The organism is Streptomyces mutabilis (assembly GCF_046628145.1).
In the GTDB taxonomy this organism is placed as follows: Bacteria; Actinomycetota; Actinomycetes; order Streptomycetales; family Streptomycetaceae; genus Streptomyces; species Streptomyces mutabilis.
Map to the genome: position 1 here is coordinate 7634657 of NZ_CP176874.1, position 20607 is coordinate 7655263.

The window sequence follows — 20607 nt, forward strand, 5'->3', positions numbered from 1 at the left end:
TGACCGGCATGCAGATGCCCAGCGGAGTGCACGCACTGGTCAGGCGAACCCATGAGGAACGTGTCCTGCGCGCGCTGCAGGAGAACGGCGCCATGAGCCGCGGTGAGATCGCCCGGGTCGTGGGCCTGTCCCGCACGACCCTCTCCGAGATCACGGGGAACCTCTTGCAGCGAGGCGCCATCGTCGTCGTGGACACGGACGCGTCTCGGCGCGAAGGCAGCGGCCGACCGGCCGAACGGCTGGCGCTCGACCCGGCGTCGGCCCAGTTCATGGGCGTCGACTTCGGACATCGGCGCGTCCACGTCGCCGTCGCCGACGCCTCGCACGAGATCATGGCCTCCGGCGCGACCCGCTACGAGGACACCACGCCCTGGCAGGAGCGGACCGAACTCGCACTCGCGCTGGTGGAACGGCTGACCGCCGAGGCAGGGGTCCACTACGGAGCCCTCCAGGGCATCGGCATCGGTGTGCCGGGACCCTACCCGGCGCCGGAGGGAACGGCCCGTCCTCGCACCTCACCGCTCGGCACGGTGCTCCGCCCCGCCCCCGAGGGCGTAGACGTCGCTTTCGCCGAACGCTTCGACGCCCCGGTGATCGTCGACAACAACACACGCCTGGCGGCCCTCGCGGAGGCCATCAGCGGCGCCGACAGCGTCGCCGACCTCGTGTACGTACGCCTGTCGGACGGTGTCGGGGGCGGGCTGGTCGTCGGCGGGCACCTGGTGACCGGCTCGTCGGGTCTGGCCGGCGAACTCGGACACGTGACCGTCGAACCGGCGGGCCGGCCGTGCCGGTGCGGCAAACGCGGCTGTCTGGAGACGGTCGCCTCCGTCCCCGCGATCCTCGCGACCTGCTGGGAGTTCGGTCTGCCCCTGGAGAACCTGGGGGACCTGGCGGACGCCGTGGCCCGGGCCCATCCCGTCGCCGACCGGGTGCTGCGCGAGGCGGCCGGTGCACTCGGCCGCGTCGTGGGGGCCGCGACGATGACCCTCAACCCCTCGAAGGTCGTCATCGGCGGCGAGATCACCCAACTGGCCCCCGTCATCGTCGAGCAGGTCGCCGCCACGCTCGCCGCCGATCTCTTCCCGACCGCGCCGGCCGGTCCCGCCGTCGAGGCGGCACGGCTCTCGGACGACGACGGTGCCCTGGGCGCCCTCGCCGCCGTCTTCCACAACTCCCCCCTCCTGGCCCGGTACCCGGAGACCGCCGACGTCAAGGGCGGCACCGCCGCCCGCGACACCACCACCGAAGGAGCCGCCCATGTCCGTCCTTGACAAGCAGGGCGCCGCAGCGTCCGAGCAGACAGACCCGGCCTCGGACGACGCCGGCGGCCCGGACGGCTCGAAGGCCCCGGCGGAACCCCGGCGGGCCGGCCGGCGCGGCCTCCCCCTCCTCCTCAACACCGTCTCCGTCACCCTCGGGATCACGCTGTGGTGGGCCCTGGCGGCCGCAGGCTTCAAACTGCCGACACCGCCCGAGGTGGTCTCCCGGGCGGGAACGCTGATCGAGAACGGGACGCTCGGCGAGGACGTCGTCGCCAGCCTGACCCGCGTCCTCATCGGCTTCGCCCTCGGTACGGCCGCGGCCGTACCGGTCGGCTTCCTCATGGGCTGGTACGGCGTCGCCCGCGGTCTGATGGAACCGTGGATCCAGTTCTTCCGCACGGTCCCACCGCTGGCGATCATCCCGCTGGCCGTGGTCGTCATGGGCATCGACGAGACGCCGAAGATCTTCGTCATCTTCCTCGCCGCGTTCCTCGCGTGTGTGATCTCCACCTTCCAGGGCGTGGTGAACGTCGACCGCACACTGATCGATGCGGCCCGTGTCCTGGGAGCCAAGGACGCGGCCATCTTCGCCCGCGTGGTGGTGCCCGCCTCCACCCCCTTCATCCTCGTCGGCATGCGCGTCGGTCTCGGCTCGGCCTGGGCCACCCTGGTCGCCGCCGAACTCATCGCCGCCCAGCAGGGCCTCGGCTACCGCATGCAGAGCGCCCAGCTCTACTACGACCTGCCGACCATCTTCGTCGGCCTGATCTCGATCGGGATCCTCGGCCTGCTCATGGACCGGATCCTGCTCCTCGCGGAACGCAAGCTCACCGGATGGCAGGAACGCCGATGACCAGCAAGCCCGCCAAGATATCCGTCCAGGGCGTCACCAAGACGTTCGCCCTGGGCGGCGAGACCATCACCGCGCTCGACGAGGTCTCCCTCGACATCGCCGAGCACGAGTTCGTCACCGTCGTCGGCCCCTCGGGCTGCGGCAAGAGCACCCTCATGAACATCCTCGCCGGACTGGCCACTCCTACGGCGGGCCGCGTCCTGGTGGACGGCGCACCCGTGTCCGGGCCGGGACCGGAACGAGGGGTGATCTTCCAGCAGTACGCCCTCTTCCCCTGGCTGACCGTGCGGCAGAACGTCGAGTTCGGACTGCGGACCACAGGTGTCCCGAAGGCCGAACGACGCGGCAGGGCGGAGCACTTCATCGAACTGGTCGGCCTCGAACGCTTCGCCGACGCGCTCCCCAAGACCCTTTCCGGCGGCATGCGCCAACGGTGCGCCATCGCCCGCGCCTACGCCGTCGACCCCTCCATCCTCCTCATGGACGAACCCTTCGGCGCCCTCGACGCCCTGACCCGGGTCACCCTCCAGGAGCAGCTGCTGCGGACGTGGAGCCAGGACAGACGCACCGTCCTGTTCATCACGCACGACGTGGACGAGGCCGTGTTCCTCGCCAATCGCGTGATCGTCATGGCGGCCCGCCCCGGGCGCGTCTACGACGTCATCGAGGTCGACCCCGCCGTGCGCCGCGACGAGTCGTTCCGCCTCAGCGCCGAGTTCGCCGCACTGCGCAACCGCGTGTGGCACTCCGTCTACCACCAGGAAGGCCGCACCGCGCCCGCGGCCGCCGGCTCCGCGACCACCTGACCCGCGACGTCTGCCTACCCGCGACGTCTGCCTGCCCCGGAAACGACTGCCTGCTCCGGAAACGACTGCCTGCTCCGGAAACGACTCCCTGCCCCGGAAAGGGACCAGCACCATGCCCCCCTCCCTCATACGCAGACACCTCACCGCCACCCTCGCCGGCGCGGCCGCGCTGGCCCTGCTGACCGCCTGCGGCAGCGGCGGCTCCTCCGGCGACTCGGGCGACAAGGTGCGCTTCGGCTACATCGGCGACTTCAACGGTGCCAGCCTCATCGCCATCGCCGATGCCAAGGGCCTGTGGAAGAAGCACGGACTCACCGCTGAGAGCAAGGTGTTCACCAACGGACCCCTGCAGATCCAGGCGCTCGGCACGGACAACCTCGACTTCGGGTACATCGGACCAGGCGCGATGTGGCTCCCCGCATCGGGCCAGGCCAAGATCGTCGCGATCAACACCCTCGGCAACTCCGACCGGGTCCTCGCCCAGCCGGGCATCACCTCGATGCGGCAGCTCAAGGGCAAGACCGTCGCCGTCCCCGAAGGCACCTCCGGCGACATGATCCTCTCGCTCGCCCTGGAGAAGGCGGGCATGACCAAGGACGACCTCGAGATCGTCCCGATGGACCCGTCGACCATCGTGTCCGCCGTCTCCTCCAAGAAGGTCGACGGCGCGGGCTTCTGGTACCCGGCGGCGGCCACCATCAAGAAGCAGGTCCCCGACCTCGTCGAACTCGCCGAGAACAGCGACTTCGAGCAAGACGTCGCCTTCCCCACCGCCTTCGTCGCCGGCAACGAGCTCGTCGCCGAGAACCCGGACAAGGTGCGGAAGGTCCTCGCCGTCCTGCGCGAAGCCATCGCCTTCCGGTCCGAGCACACCGACGAGGCCATCTCCCTCACCGCCGAGAAACTGGACCTCCCCGCGGACCAGGTGAAGGCCGACGCGGCCAACAACAAACTGCTGAGCGTCGAGGAACTCGACGAACTGACCCGGGACGGCACCGTCCACACGTGGCTCAAGGGCATGAACGACTACTTCGTCGACGCGGGCAAGCTGAAGCAGCCCGTCGACCCGGAGAAGTACTACACCGGAGACCTCTTCATCGGAGCGGGCAAGTGACGGCGTCCGACACGTCCAGGAAGAACATCCTCTTCCTGATGACCGACCAGCACCGGGCCGACACCCTCGGGGCGTACGGCAACCCCCTGGCACACACCCCCGTACTCGACGAACTCGCCGCCACCGGCACCCGCTTCGACCGCTGGTACACCCCCACCGCGATCTGCGCCCCGGCCCGGGCCAGCCTGCTGACCGGACAGGCACCCTTCCGCCACAAGCTGCTCGCCAACCACGAGCGCAACGTCGGCTACCTCGAAGACCTGGCCGAGGACCAGTTCACCTTCTCCCACGCCCTGCGCGAGAACGGCTACAACTGCGGCCTCATCGGCAAGTGGCACGTCGGCACCAGGCGAACCGCGGCCGACTACGGCTTCGACGGCCCAGAACTGCCCGGCTGGCACAACCCGGTGGACCACCCGGACTACCTCGCCTACCTCGCCGAGCACGGACTGCCGCCGTACGAGATCAGCGACCGCGTCCGCGGCACCCTGCCCAACGGAGGCCCCGGCAACCTCCTCGCCGCCCGGCTGCACCAGCCCGTCGAAGCCACCTTCGAGCACTACCTCGCCACCCGCGCCATCGAGAAGCTGGAACAGTACGCAGCGGACTCCCGCGAACGAGACCGGCCATTCTTCCTCGCCCTGCACTTCTTCGGACCGCACCTGCCGTACATCCTCCCCGACGAGTACTTCGACCTGATCGACCCGGCGGACGTGGAGCTGCCCCGGTCGATCGCCGAGACCTTCCACGGCAAACCACCGGTCCAGCGCAACTACAGCGCGCACTGGACCTTCGACACCATGCCGATCGAGACCACCCGCAAACTCATCGCGGTCTACTGGGGCTACGTCGCCCTCATCGACCGGCAGATCGGCCGGGTCATGGACGCCATGTGGCGCCTCGGACTGGCCGACGACACCGCCGTCTTCTTCACCTGCGACCACGGCGAGTTCACCGGCGCCCACCGGCTGCACGACAAGGGCCCCGCGATGTACGAGGACATCTACCGCACACCCGGCCTGCTCCGCGTTCCCGGCGCCCCCGGCGGCGTCGTACGCGACGAGTTCGTCAGCCTGCTGGACTGCACGGCGACCATCCTCGCCCTGGCCGGCATCGACCCCGAACCCGCGGTCGACTCGCGCAGCCTGCTGCCCCTCGTGCACGGCGAGGCGGCGGACTGGGACGAGGACATCGTCTGCGAGTTCCACGGCCACCACTTCCCCTACCCGCAACGCATGCTGCGCGAGGACCGCTACAAACTCGTGGTCAACCCCGACTCGGTCAACGAGCTCTACGACCTGCACAACGACCCGGACGAGTTGCAGAACATCCACGACCATCCCGAACAGGCGGAGGTCCGCTCCCGGATGACCCGCCGGCTGTACGACGTGCTGCGGGAGCGCGGCGACAACTTCCACCACTGGATGACCTCGATGTACGACGTCGGCGAGGTCGCCCACGACCCCACCCTGAGCGGCCTCGACGAGTCCACCTACCGGCCCTGTCCGGCAACACCGGGAACACCGTGACCCGCCACCGCCCCACCTGCTGCGCCCCGGCCTCCGGTACACCGGTCGCCCTCACCGCACCGGCGTCCACGGTACCCGCCGGAGCACGCTCGACCCGCGGGCAGATCCGCCTGCCCGGGGGCGAGTTCGCCATGGGCGACGCCTTCGACGAGGGCTACCTCACCGACGGCGAGACCCCTGTCCACCCGGTACGTCTCAAGCCGTTCCACATCGACGAGACGGCCGTCACCAACGCCCAGTTCGCCACCTTCGTCAAGGCGACGGAACACGTCACCGACGCCGAACGCCACGGATCCTCGGCCGTCTTCCACCTCGCGGTCGACGCCCCCTCCGCCGACGTCCTCGGCGACGCCGCGGGAACCCCGTGGTGGATCAACGTCAGAGGTGCCCACTGGCGCCGCCCGGAGGGCAGCCGCTCCGACATCACCGGCCGGCAGAACCACCCCGTCGTCCACGTCTCCTGGAACGACGCGAGCGCCTACGCCCGGTGGGCGGGCAAACGCCTGCCCACCGAGGCGGAGTGGGAGTACGCGGCACGCGGCGGCCTGGCCGGCCGTCGCTACGCCTGGGGGGACGAACTCACCCCGGACGGCCGCTGGCGCTGCAACATCTGGCAGGGCCGCTTCCCCCACACCAACACCGCCGAGGACGGCCATCTGACCACCGCCCCGGTGAAGGCCTACCGCCCCAACGGCTTCGGCCTGTGGAACACCGCGGGCAACGTGTGGGAGTGGTGCTCGGACTGGTTCTCGCCCACCTACTACGCCCACTCCCCTCGCGAGGACCCGCACGGCCCCGAGACCGGCACGGCACGCGTCATGCGCGGCGGCTCCTACCTCTGCCACCACTCCTACTGCAACCGCTACCGGGTGGCCGCCCGCTCCTCCAACACCCCGGACTCCTCCTCGGCCAACCTCGGCTTCCGCTGCGCCAACGACGCGGCGTAGCCCCGTGCCGCCTCGGTCTGCGGGGAGGGGGGGAACCCGGGTCGGGGGGTTCGCCGCGTCCCACCGCCGCCCTGCCCGCGCTCGTCAGCGGTGCCGGTCGAAGACCTCACGGAGACCGGCCAGGTCCGCTTCCTTCTCCTGGTCGTCCTCGTACCGGCCGTCGTCCTCCCGGACCGCCGCGACGGACTCCGGGGTGAAGTCCTGGCCGAAGCGGTAGGCGTCCAGGCAGTAGTCGAAGCCGGACTCGCCGAAGAGGTCCAGGTCCTCACGGCGACAGTACTCCGCCAGTCCGTCGGACACGTGCCAGCGCGTGCCGTCGTACCAGAAGACACCGCCCGCGTAGTGGATCGTCCGGCCCGTCGTGGCGTCCGTCAGGTTGAGCGACTCGTAGTTCTCGGGACGGTCGCGGACCAGGGTGACGAGGGAGTCGGGGACACCCTCGAAGAAGGACTCCTGAAGGACGAAATCGTCCTCGGCGTACAGATTCAACTGCGACTCGTGGTCGAAGGTCAGCAGCAGTACGCGGCCGTCCTCCGTGAAGTACCAGACCGCGGACTGGCCGCCGCGGTCGTTCCAGGCCAGACGGCGTGCGCCGGGCACCGTCACCGGTTCGACCTCGGCAAGGTCGTCCATGACGGCGGCGCGGCGCCGTATCTCCGGGAGGGACGTCACCGTCAGGGCGTCCCACATCGCGTTGCTCATTCCCGCAGGGTACCCACCGCCCGCTATGAGGCGGTCCCACGTGCGGCTCTGCTCGCGGCTCTCCGAGACTCCTTCGCCACGAGGGGGGAATCCCGCCGAGCGGTGTGCCGATGACGTGTTCGGTGCTCGGTCCGCGAGGTCTGCGACGAAGCGCGCAGCATGCGATGCGTCGTCTGGTCTGACCTCGGTGGAGGCAACTGCTTCATTCGTCGCCGGCAACCGGGAGGGCGGGAACGCCCATGTGGCGGTCGATGAGGATGAGCTCGTGAAACTCGATGTGGATCGGGCCGCCCTGCTTGTATGGGGGGCCGGGGCCCGCGCGGTGCTGGACTGTTGCGTGCGCTGACGGTGTCACCAGAACCGCGACCTCTACGGATGCGAGGAGGTCATCAACTGCCAGCCGTCCCTCTCGGCGTGCCCGAGGAGTCGAACTTGCTCCACCGCCGTATGTTCACCGCGCCGGCCGTCTGCCGCCGGCCGTCGGCGCCGGTCATGGCAAGCGTTTCCAGCGCCCCGGACTGTGCCGCCGTGTCCCCAGAAGGCGTCACACGGAGAGGAAAGGCTCCGTCAGATGCGGCGTCGCAAGGTGAAACGTGGTGGTGGCGGACGTACGGCGTAGCATGCGTTCCCTCGAATGCCTGGCCGCCTCGGGGTCGCACTCCTGTGCGTAGGCGAGCTCGGGGTGAAGCAGTTGGAGCGCGTGCACCAGCAGGTCGCCGGTGACCAGTACCAGTTCGTGTCCATCGGCGACCAGCACACTCTGGTGCCCGGGTGTGTGACCGGGCGTGGTGACCACGCGCCCGGTTCGCAGTGGCGTGTCCCCGTCCAGGAGCCGGAGCCGGTCGGCGGCCGCGAGCGGGTCGACGAGAGTTTCGCGGAGTTGCGGGTTGAGCAGGTCCAGAGCGTCGAACTCGTCGCGCTGGAGCAGGTACTCGGCGTTCGGGAAATAGGGGCGACGGCCGTCGGCCGAAGCGTCGTCGGGTGCCGCACCGCTCCCCGAAGGGTCAGCCGCCTCGGTGACGACAGCCCACCCGACGTGGTCGGTGTGCAGGTGTGTGAGCACCACGGTGTCGACCTCGGCCGGGTCGATGCCCGCGGCGGCGAGTGAGGCGGGAAGGGCACCGGGAACCGGCGCCCACGAGGCGGCGGGGCTGTCCGCCGGGCCGATCCCGGCGTCCACGACGGTGAGGCCCTTGTCGCTGCGGATCGCGTACGCACGGAACTGGAGCCACCAGCGGCCCTCTGCATCGACCCCACCCGGATCGTAGCGGTCGGCCTCGGCCCACTGTTCGGCTGTGGCCTCCGGGAATGCCTCGGCCCGCGGGGAGAAGAACGGTCCCTCGGCGTCGGCGAGGGCGATTACCTCGGTCGAGCCGATGTCGATGTGAGGAACGCTGGTAGCCATGGCCGTGATCCTGACACGCTTTCCACACGGCGGGCGAGCCGCCCATCGCCCTGCACGACCGGCGATCGAGGAATCACGCGGGTACCTCCCGGCAGGTCACGAAGGGTTCCAGCGCACCGGGCACCGACGCGTCGGTGAAGCGTAGCCCCTCAGGCATCAGCACATCCTTCACGTCGTACGCGCCGCGACCGCCCGCCGTGGTGGCCGTCAGCCTGCACAGGCACGAACGGCGGTGCCACGCCCGCTGGGTGACCTTCCAGCCGATCACGCCGTCGCGGCGCAGCGCGACGGTTCGGCGCTTCACCGAGCGGTGATTGGTCACCAGGTAACGGCCGGTGATGCAGTGCCCGAGACTGCGGGCGCCGTCGAACGCGAACAGCGCCCCGGCCACGTACCCAACCGGTGCGGAAACCCAACCGAGGTGGATCGGCACGTCCGACAGCAACGACCCGAGCAGGACCAGCAGGCTCCCCAGACCTGCGCCCGCGAGGAACGCCCACCGCAGCCTGCGCAGCAGCAACAGCCAGTCGTGAGCCGGGGTGATCAGCACTCCGAGCAGCACCAGGATCAGCGTGGTAGGCAGGAAGACGGCCAGCGCCTGCGCGGTCGACCAGCCGATCGATCGCCGATCCCGCGCAAAGCGGGGCGGACGCAGTGTCAACTCCTGGCCGACACCGGTGGGCGAGTCTCCGGGCGCGCCCGGGCCGGCCGTGCTTGCCCCGCGCGGGCGGGACCGCCTGCAGCAGCGAGATCAGACGGGTGGCGTCATCGCGATCGCCGCCGGTGAGGGACACTGTGCCTACTTGCGCACGTGGAAACGCAGCATGGTGACCCCGCCCGACTGGACGTTGCTGAACAGTTCCAGGTCGATCCGGTCGAGGCCCGGGGGTGCGAAGCGGACACCGTCGCCGAGCAGCACAGGCAGCACGTACACCAGGATCTCGTCGACGAGACCGCGCCGCAGGCACTGGGCAGCCACGTCGGCGCCGAGGATCTCCAGGTTCTTGTCGCCGGCGGCGCGGCGGGCCGTGGCCACGGCTTCCTCAACGTCACAGGTGAGGAAGGTGACGTTGGGGTCCGGCTCGTCCGGTTGGTGGTGGGTGAGGACGAACTGCGCCCCGCCGTCGTAGCCGGTGTTCTCGTCGGACATGCGCTTGCCGACCTCGTACGTGCCCCGGCCGATGAGCATGGCGCCGGTGGCCGTCATCACCTCTGGGAACGTCGCCGACGTCATGTGCTCGAAGATCCAGTCCATCGTGTGGCCGGGGCCGGCGATGAACCCGTCGAGGGACATCGCCCTGTTCACGGCCACTTTGCCGGTGCTCATATCGGTCATGCGTCATTCTCCAAGCAGGTGGAGGACCGGGATCGCATCATAGGTCGGTGAGCAGCATCTTCTCCGGTGGCAGCCACGACCCCGACCTGCCCGATGCGCCACCGCGGTGTTCATGGACGCGCTGATGCCTGCCGTGTCCGATCTCGCCTCCGTTGACCGAAGCTTCCGCTTCGCGGTGCCGCTGACCCTGCGGGACCAGAACGACATGGGGCGCGGTGCAGTCGGGTTCGACCTGGCGGACTTCGACTGGGGCGCGACGGAGAGGATCGCGCCCGTGCGGAGGATCGTGCTGCCTGCCACCTGCGGAAGGGCCTCATCCCTGCCCAGAAACCGCCCAAGACGGGCGGTAGGTTGCGCACACATGATGGCCGAGCGACATCCAGCTCCGGATGGCCAGGCCAGACCGGCCGAGGTCCCTGGTACCGGTTCCGGCCCCGGTCGCGTGAAGTGGCCGAGGTGGTTGGTGCCGGACATCGGCTCGCGACCGTCCCCGGTCTCCCGACGAGGCGGGGCATCGCGCGCGACCCCTGCGTTGTGGACCACCGCGTCGAGGTGATCGAGGTCCAGCCTGTCGGGGGCGGTCTTCAGGGGTCGGATCACTCTCGCGGGCTCGCAGGCTCGCGGGCTCGCAGGCTCGCGGGCTCGCGGACGAGCGGTGGGTCGCGTCGGTGAGGCTTGCCGTGAGGTCGGGAAGTCAGATGCGGAGCAGGTCGGTCGAGACGGCCCAGAGGCGATGGGCGGTGGCGGGGTCGAGTGCCCATTCCTTGACACCGTGCGGGTGCTGCGCCAGGTCGGCGTCGTTCGGCACTATGTAGGCCTCTTGCGCATCGTCGAGATAGTGGCCTCCGGAGCGAGCGAATTCGGGGGCGACGGCCGCGACGACTGTGGTGGCGGCCCCCTGCTCGACCGTCTTGTACGTGAAGACTCCGGCGGCCTCGGCCGCGTCGAGCGACGCCTTCTGTTCCGGCGTGAAGTTCCGCTGCAGCCCCGTTGCGATACCGCCGGGATTCACCGCGTTGGCAACGATACCGTCGGACGCCCACAGGCGGGTCGCCTCTACGGCGAAGAGGGAGTTCGCCGTCTTCGACTGGGCATAGGCGATCTGCGGATCGTAGCTGCGGCGCTCGAAGTGGAGGTCGTCGAAGTCGATGCCGGACCGCATGTGTGCCGTCGAACTGACCGAGACGATCCGTGCTCCGTCGCGGTCGACCGCTCCCCGGCCCAGGGCATGGTGAAGGCCGGTGGCCAACGCGAAGTGGCCGAGATGGTTCGTCGCGAATTGCAGCTCCCAGCCCTCACGCGTCCGTTCGAGGCCACCGGTGACCACGCCGGCGTTGTTGATGAGCAGGTGAAGCGGGCCGCTCCACGCCTCGGCGAACCGTGTGACGGTGGTCCTGTCGGCGAGGTCGAGCAAGACGACGCGGGGCCGGATTCCTCCGGTCGACTTCTCGATCGCCTCGGCGACGACGTCACCCGCAGTCGTGTTCCGGACGGCGAGTGTCACTTCCGCGCCGACAGCCGTCAGCGCACGAGCCGTCTCGACCCCGAGTCCGGAGGAGGCTCCCGTCACGATCGCGCGGACGCCGGTGAGGTCGATGTCCCGCAACACCTCTTCCGCGGTGCTGGAGGAGGTGAAGGGCGTGGAGATGAGCTTGCGAGTGTCCATGGCGCGACTATACGGACTAGACTTGATTTGTATAGTGAGATTCTCGCTCGTATGCTCGTTCCATGAGCAGTCCCGACGCCGGCCACCCGTTGTCGACAGTCGCTGATGCCGACCGTCGGACCCTGGTCCTGGAGTCCGCCATGGCCACGTTCGCGCGATTCGGTTACCGGAAGACCTCGATGGAGGAGGTCGCGCGAGCAGCGCGCATCTCCCGGCCCGGGCTCTACTTCCTCTTCTCGTCGAAGGAGACTCTGTTCCGTGCGGCGGTCGCCCAAGCCTTGGATCGCGATATCACCGCGGTCGAACAGGTCCTGGCCGACAGGGGTCGCCCCCTTTCGGAGCGTCTCGTCGAAGCGTTCGACCAGTGGGCGGGCCGTTACATCGGTCCGCTGACGCGCGATGTCGCGACGGTTATCGAGGACAACCCTGACCTACTCGGAGGGATCGCCGAGACCATGCCGCGACGTTTCGAGGAACTGATCACAGACGCGATCGCCGTCGAATCAGGACGAGAGCGGGCCGTCCCTGTCGCACAGACGATGATCAGCGCATCGATCGGCCTCAAGCACCAGGCCGCGACACGGGAGTTCTACCTCGAACGGCTGGCGGTCGCTATCGGTCTCCTGGTGCGCTGAAACGCTCCCGACCGCACGGTGACGGCGAGCTCGTCCCGCCCGGCTCCCCACTGACGACGAGATACCCCGTACGCGTCGAACAGGTCGAGCACTCGGGGAAAGTCCACACGGGGCCGGGGCCGGGGCCGGGGCCGTCGTCGATGGCGATGTTGACGGCGCGGGGCCCCGCGTCCGAGGCGTGCGCGATGGCGATGTCGACCGGCTCGGCGACGCTGCCCGGCGTGACCGGCGAGGACGACTTCGGGGTCGCTGCGGCGCCCACGGGAAGCGGACCGTGCGCCGGTAGGTGTCGGGAGGTACGCCGACCGTGCGGCCGGAGTGCCGACGCGGGGACGTGGTGCCGGACCGTCAGGCTTCGGTGGGCGTGACCTCCGCGGACGCCCGCGCGGCGTCCAGCGCCTGGACGATGCGGGTCAGGTCGGCGGGGGCGGCGGCGAGACGGACCGGCCTGCCCGTGTCGTCGAGCTCGGCGACGTGCCAGCCGTGGGGAACGGTTTCGCCGTCGCCGCCGTCGCCGCCGTCGCCGCCGCGCAGCCGCCGTACGCCCTGGACGGTGAGCCGCCGCGCCGGGATCGGTCGTGCCGCGAACCGCCCCGGACCGGGGTGTGGAACGACCGTCGGCGGGCCGTCACCGAGCAGGATGTAGGTGCCGAAGTGGTTCGGGTTGTAGTCGGTGCTTTCCAGGAAGCGGGCGGCGAGGAACACCTCCCCGCCGATACAGAAGGGCCAACAGGCGGGCCGGCCCGGCGCACACCAGCACTGACCGGCACCCGAGGGGCCCGCGCGTCCCCCGTGAGGCGCAGGCGGGTTCGCGACGAGGGCACGAGTGAACCTCGGTACGTCCCGTGGACCGCATCGAGTGGTTTACCCCTCCCGTCCGTGTGAGGGCACCACCACCGCGCCGCTCCTGCATCAAGGGTGGGACGCGATGAACACTCAGAACGCGAACACCTCAGGTACCAGCACGTCGTCCGGCACACAGGTCCGCGCGGCCGCTGAGGAGCTGACCGCATCCGGCGCACATGGCGCACCGGCTCGGCCACCGGCACCCCGCCGGACCACACCCTCGCGGCGCTCGGTGGTCACGGCGACCGGAGCCTCCGCGCTCGCCGTCGGGCTCGCCACCGCCTCCGCCACCCCCGCGACCGCGCTCAGCCCCGCCACCACGCCCACGGTCACGCCGGGCGCGGCGCCGCCCGGCACCGACCCCGAGGCGTACCGGACGGTCGCCCGCGCGGTCGTCGTCCACGACGAGAACGACAAGCCCCTGGTCCCGTCCTACGTGAAGGCGGTGGACGACGGCCTGCCCGCCCGTCGGGGGAAGGCCACCAAGCGAGTCCTGATCGTCGGGGCCGGCCCGGCCGGACTGCTCGCCGCCGACCTGCTCAACCGGGCGGGGCACGACGTCCTCGTGATCGAGGCCAACGGCAACCGGGTCGGCGGCCGCATCAAGACCTTCCGCAAGGGCGGTCACGAGAAGGGCAGGCAGCCCTTCGCCGACCCCCGGCAGTACGCCGAGGGGGGAGCCATGCGGCTGCCGGAGAGCCATCCGCTCCTCATGGCCCTGCTCAAGAAGTTCGACCTCCCCCGCCAGGAGTTCTACCTGGTCGACGTCGACCCGGACGACCCGGCGAAGAAGACCAACCGCACCTGGATCCACGTCAACGGCGTCCATGAGCGCCGGGCAGACTACGAGAAGAACCCGGAGCGGATCAACGACACCTTCGAAGTCACCGGCGCCAACCGCAAGAAGACCGCAGCCGCCATCCTCGCCGACGCCCTCGAACCCGCGCACCTGCTCATCCGCGGCAAGGAGGGAAAGGCACTCGTCGACGGGTGGACCGAGGTCCTCAAGAAGTACGGACACTGGTCCATGTACCGCTACCTCACCGAAGCCGCCGGACTCGACACGCGGACCATCGACCTGGTCGGAACCATCCAGAACCTGACCTCGCGGCTGCACCTCTCCTTCCTCCACAGCTTCCTGTCCAGCGCGCTCATCGACCCCAGGACCAAGTTCTGGGAGATCAAGGGCGGCACCGCGCTGCTCGCCGACGCGATGTACGCGCGGGTGAAGGGGAAGGTACGGCTCGACCGTCGCGCCGTTCGCATCGAACGCACCGGCGGCAAGGTAAGGGTGCACACCGTCTCGGAGGACTGCCAGACGGGCAAGGGAGGCACGACGGAGGTCTTCGAGGGGGACGAGGCGATCATCACCGTTCCCTTCTCCGGGCTGCGGCACGTCGCCTTCGACCCCCCGCTGTCCTACGGCAAGCGCCGGGCCGTCACGGAGCTGCACTACGACGCGGCGACCAAGGTGCTGCTGGAGTTCTCCCGGCGCTGGTGGGAGCTGACCGAGGAGCAGTGGAAGCAGGCGCTCGACACCATCGAGGACGGCCTGTACGAGAAGTACCGGGCGGGCAAGGTCACGGACGCCAGGTACCTCGGCGCGCACAAGTCCGTGAAGACCCTGGGTGTGACGGTCCCCGACGCCTACAAACACTGCTTCGCCGCCTTCCGGCCCGCAGGGGAGGGCGAGGTCGAGGCCGCGCACGTCCGCGGTGGCGGATCCGTCAGCGACAACGCCAACCGCTTCATGTACTTCGAGCACGCCCACCCCATGGAAGGCAGCGACGGCGGCATCGTGCTGGCCTCCTACAGCTGGTCCGACGACGCCCTCAAGTGGGACGCCTACGCCGACGAAGAGCGCTGTCTGCGTGCCCTCGCCGGAGTGCAGGCCGTCTTCGGCCGACGCTGCGAGGTCTTCTTCACCACCAAGTGCCAGACCCAGTCGTGGATGCGCGACCACTACGCCTACGGAGAGGCGTCCGTGCTTTTCCCTGGCCAGCACACGGAGCTCTTCCCGGACATCCCCACGTCGGAAGGGCCTCTGCACTTCGCGGGGGACCACACCTCGATCAAACCCGCCTGGATCGAGGGCGCCCTCGAGTCGGCCGTCCGGACCGCCCTGAAGGTGCACACGGGCTGACGCTCCGCCGCCCGCCCCGGGGGCGTTCGCCATACGCCCCCGGGAGTTTCCCCCGGGGCTTTCGCCGCCCAATCAGTTGCCTTGGCCGGCGTCGGGACTGCAGGTCCGCATGTTCAGGAGTCGCGTACTCGCCGTAGCCGTAGGCCGATCGTCACCCTGTGTCGGTGCGCTGCGGCATGATGAGCGGCGTGAACACCGAGATACTGATAGACGTCTGGCAACGGCTTCTCGCCGACCCTCGCAAGTCGTGGGTGCTGTTCGAGCATGGCACTTGTGTCGTGCTGACCACACCGGAAGGGGAACTTGCCGAACAGGCAACCGACCTCCTGGGGAAGTTCGGCCCGGCGCATGCGGGATCTTCGGCAGGAGACTTTGGGGTGATCGACCTCAAGGATGTCGAGGGATGGGTCGTCACCGGGCATCACAACGACGTCCTCACCTATGTCGGCCCCGACGAGCCTCAGGATCAGTCGCAGATCGCTGTCGGGCTGCTCGGACGTTCCAAGCGCCACCGGGACGGCACCGAGCTGCACGTCGTCCATGTCGAGGACAAACGCGGCTCAGCGGACTGAGCGTAAGTACCGCTCTTCATCGCTGGTGGTCGCCGGGGGCGTATCGGCTCCATGTTCCGCCGGCTTCGGTGACCAGGCGAGTGGCTGTCCTGTCGGGGTGACCGGGCGCCTTCGCAATGACGGGAGCCGGGGCCTGGAGGACGAGCTGCCGTATGACGGAGGTCCTGACGCGCTGCGGCGGGACGCCGGTCTCACGCCAGAACCTGGAGGCTGACCGGATTCATCGGCTGTCCGGGCAGACGGCCAGGGAAGAGCCACTGCGAGCCCCTGCTGCCGGCGTAGGGCAGGTGCTGCATGCGCCGTGCGTGTCCCTGGTGGCGAGCGGTCCAGCCACCTGGCGGAACACGGTCTCCAGTACGTCCTCCCCGAGTCGCGCCGCGAGCCCGACGCAACGACGACCGGGTTCACCTGGGAAAGGGCCGATCTTCTCAACTCAAAGGCAACCGCATTGGACTCGCCGCCCCGGGACGGTCCGTACCTGGTCATGGCGGGCGCAGGATGGGGCGGCGCGCACTGATGTCGCGTTCCGGGCTCCTCCCTTCGTCGGCCACTTCGGGCGGGGCCGTTGCGGCTCACCCCGGTGCACCGAACTCCCCGAAAGTCATTCGAGGGCGGCAGGCGCGAACCGGGAACCGTGGACCTTCTCCCGGGGAGCCGGAGATGCGCCGCCACGCCGATGGCATCGCCCGCAGTGAAGGGTGGCCGGTGACCGCGTACTGAGCGCTGTCCGGCGGATCCCGTCGTCGTGACGCACCGGATCAGTCCTCGTGGGCGGGATCCCGCCGGACGGCGGAGCGGTTCCGGTCCTCGGGCACGGGCAGGACCGCCAGTGCGGTGTCCGCGACGTTCCGCAGTGTGTCCGGGTCCAGGCCGGCCTTGCCCACTGCCTCGATACCGCGGACCACCGTGAGCAGCAGTGCCGCCAACTGCTTCGGGTCCGCGGTGCTGTCGATGTCGCCGTGGCGCTGGGCGGCACTGATCTCCGTCCGCAGCAAGGAGAGCAGCGCCTTCATGGTCTCGGCCGACCGCTCGGCGATCGTCGGATCGTGCTGGGCCAGTTCCGCGGCGCCCTTGGCCAACAGGCACCCGCGGCGCCCGGTGTCGGAGGCGGAGTTCTCTGCCATGAGGCGCACGTATCCCGACAGTCTGGTCATGGCCTCCGCGTCGGGGCCGTCGGCCAGCTGTCTGTTGGCCACCTCGACGACCGCGGTGCACCAGTCGCCGAACACGCGGTGGAACAACTGGGCCTTGTCACCGAACGCGCCGTACAGGCTGCCCTTGCCCAGGCCGGTCGCTCGGGCGATGTCGTCCATACGGGTTCCCGCATAGCCGGTCGTCCAGAACTGCTCCCGGGCCCGCTCCAGAACTCGGTGTTCGTCGAATGCGCGTGGTCTCGGCATGCCCTCACCCTACCCATTCTTGACTCGACCGTCCATTACTGCCTACGTTATGGACGAATGAGTCAAGAATCGAAGGGACAGCAACGTGTCAGGTGTGCTGCAAGACAAGGTGGCCGTGATCACCGGCGGGACCAGCGGGATCGGGCTGGCCGTCGCCCACCGCTTCGTCCGGGAGGGTGCACGGATCTTCGTGACCGGCCGTGATGCCGACCGTCTCCGAGCGGCGGTCCAGGAGTTGGGTCCGGCGGCCACCGGCGTACGATCCGACGTCTCCGTCCTGGCCGACCTGGACGCCCTCTATGCACGAGTACGGGAGGAGGCCGGACGCATCGACGTGCTGGTGGCCAACGCGGGGATAGTCGCGGACGCCACGCTCGGCGCCCACACCGAGGCGAACGTCGACCTGACGCTCGCCGTCAACGTCAAGGGCACCCTGTTCACCGTGCAGAAGGCTCTCCCGCTGCTGGCGGAGAACGCCTCCGTCCTGGTCGTCGGCTCTAGCAACAGCGTGCGGCCCAACCAGCAACTTGAGGTCTACAGCGCCTCGAAGGCGGCGGTCAGCAATCTCGTGCACAACTGGGCCCGGCAGTCGCGCGAGCGCCGGTTCCGGGTCAACGTGCTCAGCCCGGGCCCCACGCGGACCCCTGGCCTGCTGGATGCCGCAGGGCCGGCCGCCGACCAGTTCGCCGAGGCCACCGTGCCCCTGGGGCGGCTGGCCGACGCAGAGGAAATCGCCGCGGTCGCCCTCTTCCTGGCCTCGGACGCCTCGTCGTTCGTCACCGGCGCCGAACTCTTCGCCGACGGCGGCTACACCCGGGCCTGAACGGCGGCCGGTGTGGGCCGGTCCCTTCGGAGCGTGCTCACTCCCGCCCGCGTGTGCGTCCCAGGGAGCCGGGGGCCGGCGCGCCCACCTCGCTCAACGGTGACCAGGAGTCCGCCGGCAGGCCGTCCCTGCCGGCGCGCTGGGCGGAACCCGCCTGCCGCGCGCGGAGCGAGCAACTCACGGTGACGCCGCGCGTCACTCTCGGCCTCGTCGCACGGGTACGAGTCCCCGCGGTCGCACCTCGCGGCTCAACGGAGCGAGTGATCGGCCGGAGGCAGCACGATGCGGAACGTGCAGCCCCGCCCTGGCGCGGTGTCGAGGAGGATGCGCCCGCCGTGAGCCGTGACGAGGGCGTGGGCGATGGCGAGGCCGAGTCCGAAGCCGCCGGTGGTGCGGGTGCGGGAGGCGTCGGAGCGGTAGAAGCGGTCGAAGACGCGCTCGCGTTCCTCCGGCGCGAGACCGGGGCCGTGGTCGGCGACCTCGAGGACGGCCCGGTCGTCGACGGTGCCCACGCCGACGCGGATCGGGGTGCCGGGCGGTGTGTGGGTGACGGCGTTGCCGATGAGGTTGGTGACGACCTGTCGGAGCCGGGCCTCGTCGGCGACGGCGGGTGCTGTGGAGGGCCTTCCGCCGTGGGGGCCCGTGAGGGTGACCGGTCGGGTGGCGTCCAGGGCTCGTACGTCGTGGATCGCGTCGGCGGCCAGGGTGCGCAGGTCCATGGGGGCGAGGTCGAGCGCGAAGGACGGTTCCCGGTCCGTGCCCGCGGCGTCCTCGTCGATGCGGGCCAGGAGGAGCATCTCCTCCACCAGTCGGGTGAGGCGTTCGGACTCCGCGGCGATGCGCGTCATGGTCTGGTCGACGTCCGCGCGGGAGGGCAAAGCGCCCATGCGGTAGAGGTCCGTGTAGCCCTTGATGCCGACCAGGGGCGTGCGGAGTTCGTGGCCGGCGTCGGCGAAGAAGCGTCGCGTTCTCGCCTCGGCCGCCGCGCGGGCCTGGAAGGCCGTGTCGATCCGGGCGAGCATCTGGTTGAGGCAGTCGGTCAGGCGCCCCACCTCGGTGTGGGAAGCGGCCAGTTCGGGCACCCGGTGGGAGTAGTCACCGGCGGTGATCGCCGTCGCGGTCTCCTCGATCCGGGTAAGGGGACGCAGTCCGGAGCGGACGGCGAACCAGCCGGCGACGGTGAGAGCCGCGAGCAGGGCGGCGCCCACGGTCAGGGAGAGGGTACGTGTCTTGGCGATGGTCCGGTCGACCTCGTCCAGGGACGTGGCCACGACGACGCTGCCCCCGGTTCCCGAACGCTCGGGTGAGAACGCCTGGGCGGGCTGAGTGAGCGCGATGACCCTCCAACTGTGGTCGTCGTCCTTCGCGGAGACGGTGAAGGGGCGTCCCTCGTGGGCGAGGACGGCCGCGCGGTCGAGGGCCGGCAGGTCAGGGCCGCCGCCCGGGGGCGCGGTGGTCGCGTCGAACGTCCTGCGGGTGGTGCCGTCGTTGTCCAGATAGGTCACGGTGGTGTCGCCGAGCACACTGAGGGCCTGCACGCTGGGTGGGTTGTCGGTGCCGGCCGGCGGGACGAGCCGGGCGGCGAGCTGGCCTGTCAGGACGAGACGGTCGTCGACACGGTCCTGAAGGTAACCCTGCAGGGCGGTGGTGACGGTCACGCCGGTGCCGAGGAGACCGACCGCGACCAGGGCCGTGGACAGGCACAGCAGTCGGGTGCGGAGCGACACGTGTTCCAGCAACCGGCGCACGGGCAGCCACGGGGCGGGACGCTTCACGGGCGTGGCCCGCGGATCACGTAGCCCACGCCCCGGACGGTGTGGATCAGTTTGGGTTCGACCCGGTCGATCTTGCGGCGCAGATAGCTGATGTAGGTGTCGACGATGCTCTGGTCGCCACCGAAGTCGTACTCCCACACGCTGTCGAGGATCTGGTGCTTCGTCATGGTCCGTCCCGCGTTGGCTACGAGGAAGCGCAGGAGCCGGAATTCGGTCGGGGAGAGCCGCACGGTCCTTCCCGCCCGGGTGACGTGGTGGCTGTCGGGTTCCAGCGCCAGGTCGCCCACGGTGATCCGCGCCGGCTGCTCGCCCAGTGTGCGGCGCAGTACGGCGTGAATGCGGGCGATCAGTTCTTCGAGGTCGAACGGTTTGGTGACGTAGTCGTCCCCACCGAGACGCAGACCGTTGAGGCGGTCCTGACGGTCGTCCCGGGCCGTCACGAAGAGGACGGGCACATCGCCGCCCTGCCCGGGCAGGGGGGAGCGGGGCTGGGCCCGCAGGCGGCGGATCACCTCGAAGCCGTCCATGTCCGGGAGCATCACATCGAGCAGGACGAGGTCCGGTGTGCGGGCCGCGGCGAGGTCGAGGGCTTCCTGTCCGGTGGCGGCGGCGTCGACGTCGAAGCCGGCGTAGCTCAGTGCGGTGCGCAGCAGTTCCCGGACGGTGGGCTCGTCGTCGACGACCAGCAGGTGGTGCCGGTCGGGGCGACCCACGGAGTGCGGGGGCGCTGCGGATGCCGCCATGGTGTGGATCGCCGCCTTCACAAACTGGGGGACGGGGTTGGGCCGAT

General features: G+C 69.9%; 18 protein-coding genes and 3 pseudogenes. 10 read left to right on the forward strand and 11 right to left on the reverse strand.

Going from position 1 to position 20607, the window contains the following annotated elements; genetic code table 11:
* The first annotated feature begins 8 nt into the window (after positions 1–8).
* From ACLIN4_RS34225 to ACLIN4_RS34250, 6 genes are all read left to right on the forward strand, one after another.
* Positions 9–1274, forward strand: coding sequence for an ROK family transcriptional regulator (locus ACLIN4_RS34225; protein ID WP_381912099.1), 1266 nt, complete (start codon positions 9–11; stop codon positions 1272–1274).
* Positions 1261–2118 (forward strand): ABC transporter permease, encoded by an 858-nt coding sequence (locus ACLIN4_RS34230; protein WP_381912101.1) that lies wholly within the window; start codon positions 1261–1263, stop codon positions 2116–2118. Before ACLIN4_RS34225 ends, ACLIN4_RS34230 begins: the two co-directional genes overlap by 14 nt.
* Positions 2115–2924 carry an ABC transporter ATP-binding protein gene (locus ACLIN4_RS34235; protein WP_411576541.1) on the forward strand — a complete coding sequence of 270 codons (810 nt, stop codon included), beginning with the start codon at positions 2115–2117 and terminating at the stop codon, positions 2922–2924. The genes ACLIN4_RS34230 and ACLIN4_RS34235 overlap by 4 nt, the downstream gene beginning before the upstream one ends.
* A 112-nt stretch (positions 2925–3036) precedes the next feature.
* Positions 3037–4038: an aliphatic sulfonate ABC transporter substrate-binding protein gene (locus ACLIN4_RS34240; protein ID WP_179342226.1), complete on the forward strand. Its 1002-nt coding sequence runs from the start codon at positions 3037–3039 to the stop codon at positions 4036–4038.
* Positions 4035–5567, forward strand: a complete 1533-nt coding sequence (locus ACLIN4_RS34245) for a sulfatase-like hydrolase/transferase (RefSeq protein ID WP_411576542.1) — start codon at positions 4035–4037, stop codon at positions 5565–5567. Before ACLIN4_RS34240 ends, ACLIN4_RS34245 begins: the two co-directional genes overlap by 4 nt.
* On the forward strand, positions 5564–6514 hold the full coding sequence (locus ACLIN4_RS34250; protein ID WP_382053296.1) for a formylglycine-generating enzyme family protein: 951 nt from the start codon (positions 5564–5566) through the stop codon (positions 6512–6514). Before ACLIN4_RS34245 ends, ACLIN4_RS34250 begins: the two co-directional genes overlap by 4 nt.
* An 84-nt stretch (positions 6515–6598) precedes the next feature.
* On the opposite strand, the gene ACLIN4_RS34255 is transcribed toward ACLIN4_RS34250, so the two are convergent.
* The 7 genes and pseudogenes from ACLIN4_RS34255 to ACLIN4_RS34285 all read right to left on the reverse strand — a co-directional run bounded on the left by ACLIN4_RS34255 (position 6599) and on the right by ACLIN4_RS34285 (position 11623).
* Positions 6599–7216 carry a hypothetical protein gene (locus ACLIN4_RS34255; RefSeq protein ID WP_411576543.1) on the reverse strand — a complete coding sequence of 206 codons (618 nt, stop codon included), beginning with the start codon at positions 7214–7216 and terminating at the stop codon, positions 6599–6601.
* A 544-nt stretch (positions 7217–7760) separates the two neighbouring features.
* Positions 7761–8621, reverse strand: a complete 861-nt coding sequence (locus tag ACLIN4_RS34260) for an MBL fold metallo-hydrolase (protein ID WP_411576544.1) — start codon at positions 8619–8621, stop codon at positions 7761–7763.
* 73 nt (positions 8622–8694) lie between these two features.
* A complete protein-coding gene (locus ACLIN4_RS34265; RefSeq protein ID WP_411576545.1) occupies positions 8695–9282 on the reverse strand; it encodes a PH domain-containing protein in 588 nt (195 codons plus the stop codon).
* Between the two features lie 25 nt (positions 9283–9307).
* Positions 9308–9415, reverse strand: a pseudogene (locus tag ACLIN4_RS34270) (IS5/IS1182 family transposase); the annotation flags it as partial.
* A 5-nt stretch (positions 9416–9420) separates the two neighbouring features.
* On the reverse strand, positions 9421–9957 hold the full coding sequence (locus ACLIN4_RS34275) for a dihydrofolate reductase family protein (RefSeq protein WP_411576546.1): 537 nt from the start codon (positions 9955–9957) through the stop codon (positions 9421–9423).
* 444 nt (positions 9958–10401) lie between these two features.
* Positions 10402–10545: pseudogene (locus ACLIN4_RS34280) on the reverse strand (short-chain dehydrogenase); the annotation flags it as partial.
* A gap of 106 nt (positions 10546–10651) precedes the next feature.
* On the reverse strand, positions 10652–11623 hold the full coding sequence (locus tag ACLIN4_RS34285) for an SDR family NAD(P)-dependent oxidoreductase (RefSeq protein WP_107476041.1): 972 nt from the start codon (positions 11621–11623) through the stop codon (positions 10652–10654).
* 62 nt (positions 11624–11685) lie between these two features.
* Here ACLIN4_RS34285 and ACLIN4_RS34290 point away from each other — a divergent pair, with 62 nt between their 5' ends.
* A complete protein-coding gene (locus tag ACLIN4_RS34290; protein ID WP_411576547.1) occupies positions 11686–12258 on the forward strand; it encodes a TetR/AcrR family transcriptional regulator in 573 nt (190 codons plus the stop codon).
* A gap of 348 nt (positions 12259–12606) precedes the next feature.
* Here the strand turns inward: ACLIN4_RS34290 and ACLIN4_RS34295 are convergent.
* Positions 12607–12969: pseudogene (locus ACLIN4_RS34295) on the reverse strand (PH domain-containing protein); the annotation flags it as partial.
* Positions 12970–13186: 217 nt separating this feature from the next.
* Between ACLIN4_RS34295 and ACLIN4_RS34300 the strand changes: the two are divergent.
* Complete coding sequence (locus ACLIN4_RS34300) at positions 13187–15247, forward strand: flavin monoamine oxidase family protein (RefSeq protein ID WP_107476039.1); 2061 nt, start codon at positions 13187–13189, stop codon at positions 15245–15247.
* Between the two features lie 176 nt (positions 15248–15423).
* The gene (locus ACLIN4_RS34305) at positions 15424–15819 is read left to right on the forward strand and encodes a hypothetical protein (RefSeq protein ID WP_179350378.1); all 396 of its coding nucleotides are present in this window, start codon (positions 15424–15426) and stop codon (positions 15817–15819) included.
* 758 nt (positions 15820–16577) lie between these two features.
* Here the strand turns inward: ACLIN4_RS34305 and ACLIN4_RS34310 are convergent.
* Positions 16578–17219, reverse strand: a complete 642-nt coding sequence (locus tag ACLIN4_RS34310) for a TetR/AcrR family transcriptional regulator (RefSeq protein WP_290013566.1) — start codon at positions 17217–17219, stop codon at positions 16578–16580.
* Between the two features lie 85 nt (positions 17220–17304).
* Between ACLIN4_RS34310 and ACLIN4_RS34315 the strand changes: the two genes are divergently transcribed.
* Positions 17305–18042 (forward strand): SDR family NAD(P)-dependent oxidoreductase, encoded by a 738-nt coding sequence (locus ACLIN4_RS34315; RefSeq protein ID WP_411576548.1) that lies wholly within the window; start codon positions 17305–17307, stop codon positions 18040–18042.
* Between the two features lie 248 nt (positions 18043–18290).
* On the opposite strand, the gene ACLIN4_RS34320 is transcribed toward ACLIN4_RS34315, so the two are convergent.
* Positions 18291–19817: an ATP-binding protein gene (locus ACLIN4_RS34320; protein WP_411576549.1), complete on the reverse strand. Its 1527-nt coding sequence runs from the start codon at positions 19815–19817 to the stop codon at positions 18291–18293.
* On the reverse strand, positions 19814–20560 hold the full coding sequence (locus tag ACLIN4_RS34325) for a response regulator transcription factor (protein WP_289908234.1): 747 nt from the start codon (positions 20558–20560) through the stop codon (positions 19814–19816). The genes ACLIN4_RS34320 and ACLIN4_RS34325 overlap by 4 nt, the downstream gene beginning before the upstream one ends.
* Positions 20561–20607: the final 47 nt, after the last annotated feature.

Coding starts and splice junctions, on each gene's coding strand:
- ACLIN4_RS34225 (WP_381912099.1), top strand. CDS start 9: ATGCAGATGCCCAGCGGAGTGCACGCACTGGTCAGGCGAACCCATGAG.
- ACLIN4_RS34230 (WP_381912101.1), top strand. CDS start 1,261: ATGTCCGTCCTTGACAAGCAGGGCGCCGCAGCGTCCGAGCAGACAGAC.
- ACLIN4_RS34235 (WP_411576541.1), top strand. CDS start 2,115: ATGACCAGCAAGCCCGCCAAGATATCCGTCCAGGGCGTCACCAAGACG.
- ACLIN4_RS34240 (WP_179342226.1), top strand. CDS start 3,037: ATGCCCCCCTCCCTCATACGCAGACACCTCACCGCCACCCTCGCCGGC.
- ACLIN4_RS34255 (WP_411576543.1), bottom strand. CDS start 7,216: ATGAGCAACGCGATGTGGGACGCCCTGACGGTGACGTCCCTCCCGGAG.
- ACLIN4_RS34260 (WP_411576544.1), bottom strand. CDS start 8,621: ATGGCTACCAGCGTTCCTCACATCGACATCGGCTCGACCGAGGTAATC.
- ACLIN4_RS34275 (WP_411576546.1), bottom strand. CDS start 9,957: ATGACCGATATGAGCACCGGCAAAGTGGCCGTGAACAGGGCGATGTCC.
- ACLIN4_RS34285 (WP_107476041.1), bottom strand. CDS start 11,623: ATGGACACTCGCAAGCTCATCTCCACGCCCTTCACCTCCTCCAGCACC.
- ACLIN4_RS34290 (WP_411576547.1), top strand. CDS start 11,686: ATGAGCAGTCCCGACGCCGGCCACCCGTTGTCGACAGTCGCTGATGCC.
- ACLIN4_RS34300 (WP_107476039.1), top strand. CDS start 13,187: ATGAACACTCAGAACGCGAACACCTCAGGTACCAGCACGTCGTCCGGC.
- ACLIN4_RS34305 (WP_179350378.1), top strand. CDS start 15,424: ATGATGAGCGGCGTGAACACCGAGATACTGATAGACGTCTGGCAACGG.
- ACLIN4_RS34310 (WP_290013566.1), bottom strand. CDS start 17,219: ATGCCGAGACCACGCGCATTCGACGAACACCGAGTTCTGGAGCGGGCC.
- ACLIN4_RS34325 (WP_289908234.1), bottom strand. CDS start 20,560: ATGGCGGCATCCGCAGCGCCCCCGCACTCCGTGGGTCGCCCCGACCGG.